The 15986-nt window shown below is 41.8% G+C and carries 12 protein-coding genes; all 12 read right to left on the bottom strand.

Annotated features, from left to right (window positions below):
- Positions 1-170: 170 nt before the first annotated feature.
- A complete protein-coding gene (locus ACTFWY_RS12250; RefSeq protein WP_113849478.1) occupies positions 171-1136 on the bottom strand; it encodes a D-2-hydroxyacid dehydrogenase in 966 nt (321 codons plus the stop codon).
- Positions 1133-2452 (bottom strand): APC family permease, encoded by a 1320-nt coding sequence (locus ACTFWY_RS12245; RefSeq protein WP_081131484.1) that lies wholly within the window; start codon positions 2450-2452, stop codon positions 1133-1135. Before ACTFWY_RS12245 ends, ACTFWY_RS12250 begins: the two co-directional genes overlap by 4 nt.
- Before the next feature lie 113 nt (positions 2453-2565).
- The gene (locus ACTFWY_RS12240; protein WP_029486566.1) at positions 2566-3777 is read right to left on the bottom strand and encodes an MFS transporter; all 1212 of its coding nucleotides are present in this window, start codon (positions 3775-3777) and stop codon (positions 2566-2568) included.
- A gap of 368 nt (positions 3778-4145) precedes the next feature.
- Entirely contained in the window at positions 4146-4730 is a 585-nt protein-coding gene (locus ACTFWY_RS12235; protein ID WP_003125961.1) for a YczE/YyaS/YitT family protein, read from the bottom strand.
- A gap of 107 nt (positions 4731-4837) precedes the next feature.
- Positions 4838-6328 (bottom strand): response regulator transcription factor, encoded by a 1491-nt coding sequence (locus ACTFWY_RS12230; protein ID WP_176333019.1) that lies wholly within the window; start codon positions 6326-6328, stop codon positions 4838-4840.
- Complete coding sequence (locus tag ACTFWY_RS12225; protein WP_003125959.1) at positions 6312-8057, bottom strand: sensor histidine kinase; 1746 nt, start codon at positions 8055-8057, stop codon at positions 6312-6314. Before ACTFWY_RS12225 ends, ACTFWY_RS12230 begins: the two co-directional genes overlap by 17 nt.
- The gene (locus tag ACTFWY_RS12220; protein WP_003125957.1) at positions 8050-8670 is read right to left on the bottom strand and encodes a YesL family protein; all 621 of its coding nucleotides are present in this window, start codon (positions 8668-8670) and stop codon (positions 8050-8052) included. Before ACTFWY_RS12220 ends, ACTFWY_RS12225 begins: the two co-directional genes overlap by 8 nt.
- A gap of 206 nt (positions 8671-8876) precedes the next feature.
- Positions 8877-10349 (bottom strand): ABC transporter substrate-binding protein, encoded by a 1473-nt coding sequence (locus ACTFWY_RS12215; RefSeq protein ID WP_003125956.1) that lies wholly within the window; start codon positions 10347-10349, stop codon positions 8877-8879.
- 22 nt (positions 10350-10371) lie between these two features.
- The gene (locus tag ACTFWY_RS12210) at positions 10372-11292 is read right to left on the bottom strand and encodes a carbohydrate ABC transporter permease (RefSeq protein ID WP_003125954.1); all 921 of its coding nucleotides are present in this window, start codon (positions 11290-11292) and stop codon (positions 10372-10374) included.
- A gap of 13 nt (positions 11293-11305) precedes the next feature.
- Positions 11306-12187 carry an ABC transporter permease gene (locus ACTFWY_RS12205; RefSeq protein ID WP_086269301.1) on the bottom strand — a complete coding sequence of 294 codons (882 nt, stop codon included), beginning with the start codon at positions 12185-12187 and terminating at the stop codon, positions 11306-11308.
- 249 nt (positions 12188-12436) lie between these two features.
- Positions 12437-13294 (bottom strand): ROK family protein, encoded by an 858-nt coding sequence (locus ACTFWY_RS12200; RefSeq protein ID WP_005470873.1) that lies wholly within the window; start codon positions 13292-13294, stop codon positions 12437-12439.
- 5 nt (positions 13295-13299) lie between these two features.
- Positions 13300-15984, bottom strand: coding sequence for an alpha-mannosidase (locus ACTFWY_RS12195; protein ID WP_103299464.1), 2685 nt, complete (start codon positions 15982-15984; stop codon positions 13300-13302).
- Positions 15985-15986 lie beyond the last annotated feature (2 nt).

Raw genomic sequence — 15986 nt, 5'->3', positions numbered from 1 at the left:
ATCGTTTTATTCATTCGCCGTTACTTTTAGTGTGACCAAACAAAAAAAGTTTCCACTCCTTTGAGGGAAACTTTTTAAAAGAAAACTTTCTAATCAGCATTCGCTGTTTTTTTCAAAATTTGTGATGAAGAATCAACCTGGAGTACCAATTGTCGGCAATATACTCGTCACTACTCAGATACTACGTTGACTGGTTGATTCTCTAAGAAATGCTTATAATTTGAGACAGCGATAGCTAGCAATCGTTGCCGGGTCTCTAATGGTGCCCACGCAATATGCGGCGTCAAATAGCAGTTAGGCGCATGCAACAATGGATTGTCAGCCGTGATTGGTTCTTTCGAAACGACATCAGCTGCCAGAGCAGCAACTTGTCCAGATGACAACGCTTCTGCTACCGCTTGTTCATCTAGTAATCCACCGCGAGCAGTGTTGATCAAGATAACATCCTTTTTCATTTGAGACAATGCACGGGCGTCAATCATCCTCTCAGTATCGGGAAATTGCGGTACATGGAGACTGATCACATCTGCTTGTTGAAAGAGTCTCTCCAACGAAACTTGTTCTGCCCATTCAGCCTGCGGCGTTTTTGGTCGATGATTGTAATAGATGACCTTCATTTGAAACGCATGAGCAATTTCAGCGACTGCCTGAGCAATCGCACCATAGCCGATCAAACCGATCGTCTTGTTGGCAATTTCAGTCAGTGGCGTTTGCCAATAAGAGAAATCGGGACTGTTTTGCCAATCTCCTTGATGGACGGATTGGTTGTGCCGCCCTACTTGATTCGTTACCTCAAGTAATAAAGCAAATGTAGCTTGCGCTACTGAATTCGTACTATAGCTGGGAATATTTGTGACGGTAATCCCTTGAGATGCTGCAGCTTGTAAATCCACAACATTGTAGCCAGTTGCCAGCACGCCGATATAATCGATGTTAGGGCATGCTTGTAGTATTTCCTTTGTAAGGGGCGTTTTGTTCGTAAAAACAGCCGTTGCTTTGCCGATTCGCTCAATGATCTCCTTCGTATCTGTATAGGAAGTGCGATCATAAATCGTGATTTCCCCTAATCCAGCTAATGGCTGCCAATCTAAATCTCCTGGATTCAACGCATAGCCGTCTAAAACAACAATTTTCATTTTTTTGCTCCTCTCTGTTGGAAATAAAAGACTGGAATCCCTAAACAGGTGATCAAAATACCGATCAATGCAAGCACAGGGGCCGTAAGTATCGTCATTATTAAAATGAATCCGCCCCCTAAAAGAGCAATGATCGGTGTGATCGGGTACAACGGAACCTTGTATGGACGATTGAGCTCAGGTGCTTTTTTTCTTAACAAGATCACACCTACAAACAATAACACACTAAAAAACCACATCACAAAAATCAACATATCCGTTAAGAGATCAAAACTACCCAACAACATCATTAAACACGCAATTGCCAATTGGAAAAAAACCGCCGCATAAGGAGCCTTGGTTTTATTTGTTAATTTAACAAAGGTCGAACTGAATGGAACTTCATTCTCGAGTGCCATGGCATAAGGCACCCGCAATCCGGTCATCGTATACCCATTGAGTGCGCCATAAACTGAAATCAAAATACCAATCGTCACTAGTTTGCCCCCAAAATCACCAAATAACTGCAATGCGGTTTCTGAAGCACTATTTAAGTTTCCAGCAATCTGTTCTAAGGGCAATGTTTTCAAGAAAACAAGATTGATCAGGAGATAAACCAAGGTTACAAAACTTAATCCAAAGATAATCGCTTTCGGAAGATCCTTTTCCGGCCGCTTCATTTCACCAGCAATATTTCCAACACCTAACCAGCCATCATAAGCGAAGAGAGTCGCTAGTAATGCACTGCTGATTCCTGCGATGATCGAACCATCACTTGTTGTAGAAAAATTGATTACCGAGACTGACACTCGTCCTGGTGTCATCAATCCCACTAAAACGATCAATGCGATGGGAATCAATTTGATTGATAATGTAAATGACTGTACGCCTGCGGCGGTTTTTGTCCCTAATAGATTGATCAAACTAACACTGGTACCGGTGATCAACGATAGCGGCAAGAGATAACTTGCGGGCAAATGAAACAGATTCAAACACTGAGTGGCAAAAATAATACTCAACGCTGCTATATTGGCAGGGAAATAAATAATGCTTTGAGCCCATCCTAGCAAGAAAGAAGGCAATTTCCCGTAAATTCGTTCAATGTAACGAATAGGACCACCAGTTTCTGGTATTGCTGTTGCTAGCTCCGCTACCGTTAGTCCGCCACAGATCGTCAAACAGCCCGCAATCAACCACACAAGCAATGTTAAGCCAGAGGATTGCGTATGTTGGACCACTGCAGCCGCTTTAAAGAACACCCCGGCTCCAATCACAGTTCCCATGACTGTCGAAAGTGCTCCGAAAAAAGTGATTTCTTTCTTTAGTTGACTCTTCAAATACTCACGCTCCTTTTTTTGACTAAATCAAAGTATAGCGGATAGATGCTTTGTTGGCTAGAGTGATTCGTTTGGACCACAAAAAAACAGCTGCTTTTCAACAGCTATCCCTTTTATTTATTTACTGTTGAAACCAAAACTTGTGTACGCCTTTGGTGCATTCGTTTCACTAAGAAAACTGCAAGCAACAAGATCAAAGGAAAGATCCCCGCTCCCAAAATTCCTTGCTGCAAACCTTTGTCGCTGCCTTCTGCCAACAAACCGACCAATGAAGGTCCCAATGAACAACCTAAATCACCCGCTAAGGCTAGGTAAGCAAACATTGCTGTACCTCCATTACGAATGTATTTTGTCGTTAAACTAAAAATTCCCGGCCACAATATACCGACAGCAAATCCACTCAATCCACAACCGATAAAGCCTAGAATTGGGACACTTGATAACCCGATCAGCAAATACGCCACCAAGCATAGCAATAAGCTTGCAAACATAAATTTCCGTAGATCGATACGTTCGCCAAATTTCCCATAATACAGACGAGCAAGTCCCATCATGATCGCAAACAACATTGGACCCGCAAGATCACCGACCGTTTTGGACACACCAAGTCCTTGCTCTGCAAAAGTGGATGCCCATTGACTAACTGATTGTTCACTTGCCCCGGCACAGACCATCATGACTAGAAACAGCCAAAAGCTTTTCAATGAGAACAGTTCACGATTCTTCAGTCCTACTTCGCCTTCTGCTACGATTGGTGCTAATGGAACTTGAGTAAAAACAACCAAATTGACCAGCGGCAAAATAGCCCAGATCAATGTAAGAAATGGCCAACGAGCAATACCGAAGACAAAGAAAAAGAGTGTTGAGACTAAGACGACCCCAACATATCCCCAACAATAAAACGAATGCAGCATACTCATGGTTTTTTCTTTATTCGGGGTTGGACAAGCTTCGACGATTGGGCTCACTAATACTTCCAGAAGTCCGCCACCAATTGCATAGAGGAAGACTGCCGTCAATAAACCGGTAAAAGGGGTCGGAAAGATAAGTGGAAAAACAGCCAACCCAATCAATCCTACAGCCGCAAAAAAATGCGCCGCGACAATCGAGATACGATAACCAATCCGATCGACAAAAAAGATCGCTGCAAAGTCCACACCCAGCTGCGTTAGAAAATTAAATGTAACCAAAAGCGTGATTTGACTTAGCGGAATCTGATACTGTGTTTGAAATGTCAAAAATAATAAAGGTGCAAAGTTATTGATGATTGCTTGAACAATATACCCAGCAAAGCAAGCAATGATCGTTCGTTGATAATTTTTCATTTTTACCTCCTCCAGATTTGTTTAGTATAGCAAGAGAACTTTCACAATCGCCATGGAAAATGCTATTCAAATTGCTAGAGTATGTTCTCTTTTTTGGTGTATTATCAGTTGAAAAATGCTCCCTACTGGTATTGCAAGTCAGATCTCAATAAAGCTAGTGGTGATAAGTGCTAGTATCATAAAAAAAAACGAATCTCCCCTGCCGATTTCAGCAATCTGGAAATATCGTTTTTTTTTTGAAACACAACGATTGAAGATCTCTACTGGCTGAAGATCCTTGGTCGTTGTACTAATTCTGTCCAACAGTTCTTTTATTTTGAATAAGTTGTCCGAAAAGGATTATACTTGCGCTTTTCCGAGACAGCAGATTAGTTGGAATGTGCTGCCAGCATTTTGACTGTGGCTTCAAAAATTGGTCCAATAAAGATGATACAGAGCAATGTACCGATACCGACATTGGCACCCAAACCAAAGCCAATCAAGACCATCGCTGCATCCAAGCCGATCCGGATCGTCTTTTGGGTCAGCTTTGTACGTTTATAAATCAGCGCAGTTAGTGCTTCTAATGCTGCTGATCCTTGATTTGAAGAGACATAGATCCCTGCCCCAACGCCGAACAAGATGGGGGCGATGAAAATCGCCAACCAAGAATAGAATGGCAAATGAACAAAAATCTTATCCATAACCGGCTCAAAAATCCCAATCAGCAAACCAAGACCGATCCCATTGATATAACTGCCGATTCCAAGCTCCTGGCGATCGAAAATAGCTACGATCAATAAGACGACCAGATTAAAACATAGACTGGCGATCCAAAACGGAACAGACACATAATTCAAGATTCCCAGCAAAAATGTACTGATCGTATCATACCCCTGATGGGCAGTGATCAGCAATGAAATTGCTAACGCAATCAAACACGTACCTAACAAGATTTGCCAAATTTTTTTCACGACATCACTCTCTTTTCCAATTTAGTTTTCTAGACTCTCTTAGTGTACCTTGCCGTTTCAGAGATTACTACTATTTCTTTTATCTGTCTAAAAAACCCTTCAAGCGGTCAATCCAGTGATTCGTAACTTTGCTCATACTTCTCTCGAAATTCTTTTGGCGTCAGACCATTCAATTTCTTGAACATCTTTGAAAAATAATTCGTATTATTGTATCCGATCGCATCGGCAATCTCATTAATTGTTTGTCCCGTATGCAGCAGAAGCTGCTGAGCTTTTTTGATCCGAATAAAATTGACGTATTGATTAAAGCTTAATTCCGTTTCTTTTTTGAACACTTGTCCCAGATAGACTACACTAACATGCAGAGCTTCGGCAGCCGATTTAACCGTCAGCTCTTGCGTATAGTGCTCTTCAATCATGCCAACCGCTTTTTGAACAATCTCAGAATAACGCTTTTGCTGAGGCTGGTCTTTGGCCAACTGCAAAATCTCGTTGAAGAGTTGCCGCAGTACCTGGATCGTATTCGATGCTCGAATCCGAGTGATGATGCGATCATAATTTTCTCTAGTCAAAACAGGGAACTGGCGGTAAATATCATTGAATAATAGAAAGGCTACGTAACGGACATGCTCAGGGTCAGCCTGCATCCCCTCGAGACTTGAAAAGATTTTGTCTAATTCATCTTGAACGGTTTTTGTATCCCCGATCGTCAATGCTTTATTGAAAGAGAGAAAAGGTAGCGCTTCGTTGCGGTCTAAGATATCGACTTGAATGATTTGTTCATTAAGCAGCAAATCCGGATAAAAGGTCTGCAGTGATTGGACTTGCTTGATTTTCTCATACCCTTTGTATAAGTTTTCCCATTCATTGATCGTTTCACTGACCACCAATTGCCAATTTCCTGCTAGAATCGCTGACAGTTCTTTGAGCAGACACCAGAGACGTTGACGTTCACCATAAAAAACGATCAGCAACTGATTCTCTCCCAATCGTCCTGGCAGTAGCAATGGCTGTTCTTTTTCGACAAAAAAACGAAACCCATTTTCTAAGATTTCAGGTGTCCCTGTCAGCTGTAGAATCGTATAAGGCGGATGGATGGGTTGTGTGGACTGTTCCAATAATAAGTGGTACTCACTTTCATTTAATTCATCATTCAGCCAAAGCAACAAGCTGGATTCTCGATACAAGTCATTTTGTTCATCGATTCGTTGCTGATGTGCCAGTTCCTCCGCAATTGCCTGCACACTTTCATAGAGTTCGACCTTGTTGACTGGCTTAACGAGATAATTTCGGACTCCTAACTGCATGCCTTGCTTCACAAATGCAAATTCTTGGTAACCAGATAAGATGATGGAAAAAAAGGTATTGCCTTTTGCCTGTGCTTTAGCGATCATATCAATCCCATTCATTTCCGGCATGCGAATATCAGTGATCAGTAGATCAATGGCTTGTGTTTCTAAATATTCCAACGCTTCAGAAGCGCTTTTAGCTGTGTGAACGACTTCAAAGCCTAATTCTTGCCAAGGAATGATCATCTTTAGGCCTTCTAGAATCATGTACTCATCGTCCACAAACATGGCTTTATATAAACTCATCATTCAACATCTCCTCATCGATCGCAATGGAAATCTTGAATCCGTGATTTTTTTCAGATTCAACTTCCATCTGATAATGATCGCCAAACATCCCCCTTAATCGTTCATGAACATTTTTCATGCCTATGGATGTTTGTACGACGACTCGGTCATCTGCAAGCTCTTGGCGGATCATCGCTAATTGCTCTGGATCTGCTCCTTTTCCGTTGTCCCGTACTTGCAAAAGAATCTTGCCATTTTGTCGGAAGGCTTTGATACTGATGGCATTATCATTTCGCTGATAGTCGATTCCATGCACAAAATAATTTTCTACTAAAGGTTGCAAAGTGAACTTAGGCAAGAGCAGATGTTTCAGATCTTCTTCGATAGTTACGTGATAGGCGATTTTATCCGGATACCTCATTTGATACAAGTAAACGTATTTCTCACAAAACGTCACTTCTTCTGCCAATGTTTTGATCTTTTCCTGTGTCGTATTGTTGCGCAAAAGTGCCGAAAAAGCGTATACGACATCCGCTAATTCTTCCTGCTGGCGGCTCAATGCGTACATCCGAATGTATTCGAGTGTATTGTATAAAAAATGAGGATTGATCTGAGCCTGCAATGCCCGCATATCCGCATCCCGCTGCTTGATTTCCAGGGTATAGATGTCCTCAATGTAGTCATTGATACTGCCTGTCATTTGATTGATCGCCTCGGCGATTGTTTTTAATTCTTGTTGAACCCCCGTGGTATCAATACGCTCATTAAAATCTCCGTGACTGACTTTTTGGGTTGCTTGAACGATCTGTTTGACCTGCTGGGTGTAACGCTTGAACGTACGATGCAAAATCAATAGCAGCACAAAAAGAATCAGCGTACCGCAACCAAAAATCAACAATGTATAATTTAGGACATCCCGCCAAATCACTTGCTTATCTAGTAAAACCAGCGTGATTTCTCCGTTGATATTCCCTTGTTTTTTTATGTAAAAATCATGGGACAATTTCGGCACGATCTCTTTTTGATTATTGGCCATTGCTTGATCGATTTTGTCGATCATCGCCTGATTCAGATTCGGTGCATCTTTATAGAGACGCTGTCCACTGCTTGTGTATATGAAACTTTTGATACCGTGTTCTCTATTTTCATCACTACGATTAGCTAATACGTTTTCTTCATTAAACACCACAAACACTTGTCCCATTGGTTGCGCAAAATTACTCGGTTGTGCGATCGACCGCGCAAAATATAGGCGATTTTTCAATTGGATCTGGTCGCCCCGCAGTTTCTCTCCGTAAGGTCTGTCTGGTGTAGCAACTAAATATTCTTTGCTTTCATCCAATTGAACGATGATTTCTTCAATGTCAGGATGACTGCTGATCAAACGGTAAAGGATATTCGGCAGATAAATATTTTGTCCTGATTGTCGAAACATATCATTACTATAGGAAAAATAATCGGCGATCGATAACTGTAAATAGTTGCGCAATGATTCAAAGGTGGCATCCGAACTGGTGAATTCTCCTAATACTTCAGAAACAATCGTATTACGCTCTTGGATATATGTATCTAAATACGTGCTTGTTGCATCGACGAGTCGATTACTCATCCGAAACCGATCCACACCCGTATAGACACTCAACCCTAACATGATCAAAATCGAAATCAGAATCAACAAGGCACTATAAAGCTGCATCAATTGATTGATCAGGAAGTCACGCTTGAAAAGGGCTAAGATTCGTTTATTCATATTGCAGTTTTCCATCGATCAATGCACGGTCTTTCCGGGAAGCAGAATGGACCCATAATAAGATCAAACTGAAGGTACCAAATAAAAACAATCCTTTCATGCTCCAAGTAAACACCAAAATACCTACGAGACCAAAAATGACTTTAGCGAAGGTGCCAAAATTTAGAAATAAACTGACAAATGCCAGTTTGATCGTATTCAATAAAGAGGTTTCATAAATTGATTCAAACAATAAACTATACAAATACAGTAAAACCAAGAGACCACTTACTACTACTAGCAAAAAGTCGATCATCAGCCACAGTAGTCCTTGAATCTGACTGGAAAGATACAAATTATACGCTGCGATCGCTAGCAAACCGAAAAATAAATAAAAACGGGCGTTGGCTCGCCAAAAGTTTTGCTTCCAACAGCGAAAGGCCTTCCTAAACGTTTGGTCCTCGTAAGATAAGCCCTCTTCTTCGATCAAATCACTGATGGTTTGAAATGCCGGACCAACCCCAAACAAAACTGCGCCCATCATTGTAAACAATACGAAGAAAAGATTCAGTTTAATGACCGCCCAAATCAGACGAAAAGCCTTCACTAATCCTCCACTTGTTGTCTCTTTCATTCTTCCTCATCCCCTCTTGGTATTTGCCCGTTTTATTATAGCGTTTTTTTGTCACTTCTCAAAATGCGAGTCTTTACTTTTTCTGTCGCTTATCGCCGCTTATTCTATCTTATTCTATTATGTACAACAAATGAGGAGTGACGAAATCATTCATCGGCTACTCCTCATCTGCTCCTACGCGCAGTTGCTCCGCTTATTTTAACTAATTATTTTCCAGATTCACGGTATTCGTCGAATTGTTTTTGCATTTCATCACGAACTTTGTCCCAACCAGCTGTTTTCAATTCTTCCACTAGTTTTGGCACATTTTCTTCTGGATCAATGGTCCCTGTTGCTAGACTTGCTTTGTAACGATTCATCACATTGGCGATGTTGGTGATTTCAGTCTTCACACTATCTGTTTTAAAGTTGAAACCTAAAATTGGTGATTCTTCGGCTTTAGCAATGTTTTCGTCACGTTCTTTGATCATTTCATCAGTGATCGATTCTTGCGTATACAAGATCATATTGTTCCCAGTATTCCATGCCGCCATGTGAGTGTTTGGTTTGTAGCCATCCAACAATTTGATTTTGTTATCTTGCCCTTCCACTTTTTCCCATGCTTCTCCTTCAACACCCCAGACAAGTCCATTCAACAATTCAGGGTCGCTGTTTAACAAACCAAGGAATTCGACAGCTTTTTCTTTGTTTTTAGAAACATTTGCCACCACAAAGTTCGCCATTTGGGCTTGCCCTGTTGATTTCAATTGTTTGGTAAGCGGACGAGAAATCAATTCGTGACCGGCAGCATTGTTCAAAATTGTATCGCCGTAATCCATTGGTCCTTGGGTTTCTTCACGCATAAACCAAGTATTTCCTTCTAATGGATAGCCAGTGGTATTGGTTGCGGCATCTGTTGGGATCAATCCTTCTTTATACCATTTGTGCATCAATTTCAAGTTTGCCATTTGTTCGTCATCTTCATATGGGTTGATGATTTTTGTAGTGTCTCCGTCAAGTTTGACCGCAAATGGATAGTCTTTCCCCATGACATAGTCATAGTTCCCTGAAATGTTGAAGGTTTGACCAATTGCGAAGCTGGCAATATTCGGTTCCTTCTCATGGAATTTTTTCAAGGCATCTTCTGCATCAGCATAAGAATTGATATTGCTGATATCAATGTCGTATTTATCGAGATATTGTTTGTTGAATGTCAATACTTGTTGCGCATACACGTTTCCATTAACAGGAAAGGCATACAGCTTCCCATCGATGGTGTTGCCTTTGATATATGCTTCATCTAATTGATCATAAGCTTCCTTAGCATATTTTGGTGCGAGGTCGGTCAGATCCGCATATGCTCCTTTTTGGGCATTTGCCACAAAATTAGATGCAAAAGAGATATCATAGTTCTCGCCAGAAGAAATGATCGTACTCATTTTTTGATCCCAATCGCCCCAGCCGATGTACTGTAGGTCGATCCGTGCATTGATTTTTTCCTCGATCCGTTTGTTGGCGATCTCCATCAATTGATCAAAGTTCTCTGGTTTGTCCCCGACTTGATACATCAACAAAGTCGTTACGCCATCCGCACTATTAGAATCAGAATCCGACGACTCCCCGTTTGACCCGCAAGCAGCTAAGCTCAACAGCATTGCTGAAGCGAATCCTGCAAACATTGTTTTTTTCCACGATTTCATTTGTTTTCCTCCTATATCCTTATTATTCTTTGACACCGCCAATTGTCAAGCCACCCACGAAATATCGTTGGAAAAATGGGTAAGTAATGGCAATTGGTAATGTTGCTACTACAACGATTGCCATCCGAGCAGTCTCGTTTGGCAATGCGGCCAATCCACCTTGAACTTGAGCAGCCATACCGGTACTTTTAGCTAAATAATCCAAGTTCGATTGAATCCGCATCAATAGTGCTTGTAACGGCACTAGTGAATCCTTTTGAATGTATAACAATGCATTGAACCAATCATTCCAGTAACCAAGTGCCGCAAATAAACTGATCGTAGCGATTCCTGGAACCGCTAATGGTAAGACGATCGAGATGAAAATCTTCATTTCGCTGGCACCATCGATCCGAGCTGACTCAATAATACTGTCTGGCACAGTCTTCTTGAAGAAAGTCCGCATCACTAAAATATTGAAAGGACCTAATGCAATCGGTAAAATCAATGCCCAAATCGTATCTTTTAATTGAATCAAATTAACCATTACTAGGTAATTGGCTACCATTCCTGGGGCAAAAAGCATCGTTACCAACGCAAAGAGCGTAAAGAATCGCCGAAATGGGAAATTGGAACGAGAAATCACATAGGCATACAATGAAGTCATCGTTGCATTGATGACTGTCCCGAAGACGGTGATAAAGACGGAGATCCCAAATGCTTGAAAAATCTTACTGCTCATGGCGCCACTAAAGAGATAGCTATAGGCGGCAAAAGAAAATTCACCGGGCCAAAAGCGGTAGCCATTCTCAGCTAGCGAGGTTTCACTCGTCAGAGAAATTGCAATTACAAATAAAAATGGTAAGACACAAGAAAAGGCAAATAGCGCCAAAACAATATTGAAAATCAGGTTGACCGTTGGATTAAAGGAACGGACTTCGACCTTTGCTACTTTCTTTTTCATTCGTCCATCCTCCTTAGAATAATGCTGAATCTGGTTCTAATTTACGTACCACTAAGTTGGCAGCTAAGAGCAAGCACATACCCACTACGGATTGATAAAGTCCGGCGGCAGCAGTCATGCCAAAGTCACCTGTGGCCGTCAAGCCATTATAGATGTAGGTATCTAAAACGGAAGAAACTTGATACAATGCACCTGAGTTGCGAGGAACTTGGTAGAATAGACCAAAGTCGGCCCGGAAGATCCCGCCGATATTCAAAATCAATAAGACAGAGATCATCGGCAATAATTGCGGCAGTGTCACGTTTTTGATTTGCTGCCATTTATTGGCCCCGTCCACCATCGCTGCTTCATAATAGGTTTGATCGATACCCATCACCGATGCGTAATAAATGATACTGTTGTAGCCCAAGCTCTTCCAGACGTTCATGAAAACAAAGATAAATGGCCACCATTTTGGATCGGCATACCAGTTGATTCCTTCACCACCCATGTTGGTGATCCATTGATTGATAATTCCCTTGTCAGGGCTCAAAAAGGCATAGACAAAATAGGAAATAACTACCCATGAAAGAAAATAAGGCAGCAATGACATGGTATGATACACTTTGACCAATCGCTTGTTCCGCAATTCACTCATCACGATCGCAAAGGCGATGGCAAAAAATAGATTGAATGCTAGAAACACGATATTGTAAAGCAATGTATTTCTAGTGATCAGCCAAGCATCATTTGATGCAAATAAAAATTTGAAATTATCAAACCCGACCCACGGGCTCTGTTGCAGACTGGCAAAAAATCCGTCTGGTGAAAGACGAAAATCTTTGAATGCAACGACATTGACAAATACTGGAATATAGAAAAAAAAGATGAACCAAATGACACCGGGAAGTGCCATTAAGATAAGTGCTTTAAATTGCCACACATTTTTCCAAAATCCCTTTTTCTTCACATTTGATCAACTCCTTCTGCTATAAGAATAACGCTTTCATTGTGAATAATTAAGGAACAAACTAAAGGTAAAAAGAAACAAATTAAAGATTTTGTCTTTTCTATTATCTTTTGTATGATTTTCCCCATCGATCAAAAGACGATTTTTCTTCACAAAAAAAACAAGCAGCACGTATTGCTGCTTGTTTTACTTTTTTTATTGAGCTTCTTTTCCTAATAACAGACTGCCAATAATGCCGCTTTTGTTCGGCAGCCCCCAAGCAACAATGTATTCTGTGACTGTCGGTGTTTCCATGTAACCAGCCATTTGCTCAGTAAACTGATCGTGGATTTTCGTCAAAAGATGCGGTTGGTTCATCACTCCGCCTCCTAATACAATTCGATCAGGGGCAACTGTCAAAGTGATATTCACAAGTGCTTGCCCAATATAAAAGGCTTGTAAATCCCAAATCTCATGATCTTTTGGCAAATGTTGTCCTTTGATACCTGTCCGTGCTTCCAGTGAGGGACCAGCTGCTAACCCTTCCAGACAATCTTTGTGATAGGGACAGGTGCCGACATAATCGTCCTGCGGATGCCGTTTCACAAAAGTATGTCCAACTTCCGGATGACCTGCGCCTTGGAAGATTTCCTCATTGATTACGATTCCAGCTCCAATACCAGTGCCAATAGTTAGATACACGCAGCTGCGCATTCCTTGTGCTGCACCTTGTTTCAGTTCCCCAAAAGCCGCAGCATTGACATCTGTCGTCCAGGCAAAACGAGTGGCGGGATACCGTTTTTTCAAAGTCCCTAAAAAATCAAACTGCTGCCAGCCTTTTTTGGGTGTTGCTAAGATTTTGCCATACGTTTCTTGTTGAGGATCGATCCCAATCGGACCAAATGATCCTACCCCCATGGTGGCTAAGGTGTACTTATCAAAAAAAGCAAAAATAGCAGCCATCGTTTCCTCTGGTGTCGTCGTAGGTAGTGAGCACTCATCAATGATAGATCGTTCATCAGCGACCGCACAATTCATTTTTGTTCCACCGGCTTCAATTGCACCATAAAACATCTTTTTCACTCCTTCAAACCGATTGTTCGAATTTCATAAGCAGCCAGTGTTTCTCCGACTGATTGAGGCTGTTCTTCTTCCAACAAATTAAGCAGGCAACGATCTGTCTTTTCTTTCTTCGCGACAAAAGGTGTTGCTGTATCGGCAAGATTGTACCCTCTTAGAACGAGCAAGTCATCTTGGCGACGACGTTTAAGAGCCGTGATCGCCACTGTAGCGCCATTGGCTTCCACGAATTGTGACTGTTTTTCTAATAGACCTGAGTGGATGGCTGTTTGCCGGGCGATCCAAGGCACTTGAGCTGCTTGTGCTTGTCGATAGGTTTCGTAGCGTTCGTTGGCTTGAGCATGCAACTCAATCCCGTACTCAAACGTATGCTTACCGATACATTGCGCTTCTGGTGTTGGGAAATAGCCCCAATCGCCAAGTTCTCCTGTGCATCGTAACAATGTCAAACAAATTTTGTCTTCTACGATCTCGTATTCATTTAAACCAGTATTGGAAACTGTGACGCCGAAATCTTCCTCATGTAAATTAACAAATGCGTGTTGATGCTGTGGATTTGTCGGATTTTGCCAATGACTAGAGACTTGATTCGGCCTTCTAACTGCTTCATAGATACTATCAGCTTCATGTTGATCCGTATGGATACCCGTAGGGAAAAGCGCCCGTAACCGGTGGTCTTTGCTTTGGTTGTTCACTGTCGTTTTAAAACTGATTCGTTTACTGTTGCAGTCCAAGCGAATTTCTGTTTCCAAGGTAAATGGCACTGTTTGTTGCACCCTTTGTGCTTTACGGAAACGGAAATCGACGACTGCTTTTTGTTCTTCAAGTAATTGCTCATCAGCCGATACTGGAATTTGCATCATCTGCGTTACTTTAACGACGCCATAAAGAGCAGAATTTGCGATGACCTCAATTTGATGAGGAAAAGCTGTTGAGTAAATGGCGCGGTCCCCTTCAGGTTGTTTGAAAATATACTCATTGCCGATATCGCCAACATCTTCAAAAACCAATAAATCCGTCAATTCTTTCCCGGTTGCTTTTTCTTTGATGGTCAGACTGCCGTTTGAAGTGATCGTTGCTTGGACAAACGCGTTTTCTAAAACACGACCATCTGCTGAAACGATTTTTTCTGTCGTAGATGCTACTTGTGGCTTGTCAGCCTCAATCAGTGCAAAGGTCTGCCATGAAAATTCCGGCATTTGATCCACTTGGACTTGTACATTGACAAAACGCTTCATAAAAGGAATCCGAAAAGCGTCTTTCGGTAATTCATAGTCAAAAAGCACTTCTTCTTCGCTGATTTTTGCCGGTAAGATCTTTCCTTCAGAATCAATGATTTGGTAAGAACCTTTAGGCTGTTGCTGCAACTCTTGATATAACCGGCTAGGAAGCCCTTCTCGGAATGTTTTCCGGCTCAGTTCTACTTCCACTTCAACGATGCCCGAACGTGTCGTCCCTGAGGTATTAAAGACTACAAATGGTCGGCTTTCTTTTGGAAAAGCGGAAGTATCGATGGCATTTAGCAACTGTGCTACTGCTTCATCAGCGACATATTTGCCGATTTCATTGGCTTTTTCAAACCGCGGCATCATCTCCCGATGCACTTCGTCCACCGAACAGCCACAAATACTGTCATGAGGATGATTTTGCATCAACAGTTTCCAAGCGTGGTCCAGCACATCGTGGGGATACTTCTTCGTTACCTCATACGCCATCGTTGCTAATGGTTCAGCCACATTTTCCAATTGACGTGAGACGCGCGTATTCCATTGTTTCAAATAAACCCGCGAGGAGGCCGTGTTGGCTAGCGTATACCAGCCGTCTGTCTCTTGACTTGTCAATTCGCCGCTCACGGTCCCAAGGTCTGCTGGCAAATCCGCTTGAACTGCTGCAAGGTACTCTGTGAACCCAGCATGCTTGAATTCATAATCAGGGAACAATTCATTCGCTAAGCGGATCGCTTCACTGATATTTTTTTGGACAGGCTGATGATCCACCCCATTCATCATCAAGTAATGATTTGTCGAACCAAATTTCTCAACATCTTGCAATTTTTGGGTCCAAAACTGGTGTGCTTCTTCCCGATCAACCGGAATCTCATTGCCATTGGAATACCAATTGGCAAAAAGTAGACCAAAGATCTCACTGCCATCTGGACCTCGCCAATTCATTTCTGAGTATTGGGAGGTAAACTGATCATCCGGTAAAACTTCGTTATCAAACCCGATTGGCTTAACTCCTCGACCAAAAGCTGCACTGTGTAAGTTGGCTTGCTTCATCATTTGCGGTGTTTGGCCCATATTCCCGAATGTATCCGGGAAATAGCCCAGCATGACGGGTGTTCCCCATTTTTTGCTTTCAGCCATCCCAATCAACATGTTGCGGGTATTGGACTCTGAACTAATCAAAAAGTCATCTTGAAGAATATAAAAGGGACCAATTTGTAATTTTCCTTGATCAATTGCTCGTTTGACCGCTGCCCGCTTTTCCGGACGAACTTCCAAATAATCATCTAGGATAATGGTCTGACCATCTAAATGAAAACTGTGGAACTCAGGATCTTTCTCAAACAATTCCAATAGATCATCCATCAATTCAATCAAGCGCATATGGTGTTGCTCATAAGGCATATACCACTCACGATCCCAATGACTATGAGATACGATATAAATTTGTTTTTTCATTG

Source organism: Enterococcus sp. 125944, assembly GCF_051909435.1.
Lineage (GTDB): Bacteria > Bacillota > Bacilli > Lactobacillales > Enterococcaceae > Enterococcus_D > Enterococcus_D gallinarum.
The sequence above is the reverse complement of the archived record's forward strand: the minus strand, read 5'-3'. Positions and strand labels throughout refer to the sequence as shown.

Coding starts and splice junctions, on each gene's coding strand:
- ACTFWY_RS12215 (WP_003125956.1), bottom strand. CDS start 10,349: ATGAAATCGTGGAAAAAAACAATGTTTGCAGGATTCGCTTCAGCAATG.
- ACTFWY_RS12225 (WP_003125959.1), bottom strand. CDS start 8,057: ATGAATAAACGAATCTTAGCCCTTTTCAAGCGTGACTTCCTGATCAAT.
- ACTFWY_RS12210 (WP_003125954.1), bottom strand. CDS start 11,292: ATGAAAAAGAAAGTAGCAAAGGTCGAAGTCCGTTCCTTTAATCCAACG.
- ACTFWY_RS12200 (WP_005470873.1), bottom strand. CDS start 13,294: ATGTTTTATGGTGCAATTGAAGCCGGTGGAACAAAAATGAATTGTGCG.
- ACTFWY_RS12240 (WP_029486566.1), bottom strand. CDS start 3,777: ATGAAAAATTATCAACGAACGATCATTGCTTGCTTTGCTGGGTATATT.
- ACTFWY_RS12250 (WP_113849478.1), bottom strand. CDS start 1,136: ATGAAAATTGTTGTTTTAGACGGCTATGCGTTGAATCCAGGAGATTTA.
- ACTFWY_RS12230 (WP_176333019.1), bottom strand. CDS start 6,328: ATGATGAGTTTATATAAAGCCATGTTTGTGGACGATGAGTACATGATT.
- ACTFWY_RS12205 (WP_086269301.1), bottom strand. CDS start 12,187: ATGGCACTTCCCGGTGTCATTTGGTTCATCTTTTTTTTCTATATTCCA.
- ACTFWY_RS12195 (WP_103299464.1), bottom strand. CDS start 15,984: ATGAAAAAACAAATTTATATCGTATCTCATAGTCATTGGGATCGTGAG.
- ACTFWY_RS12220 (WP_003125957.1), bottom strand. CDS start 8,670: ATGAAAGAGACAACAAGTGGAGGATTAGTGAAGGCTTTTCGTCTGATT.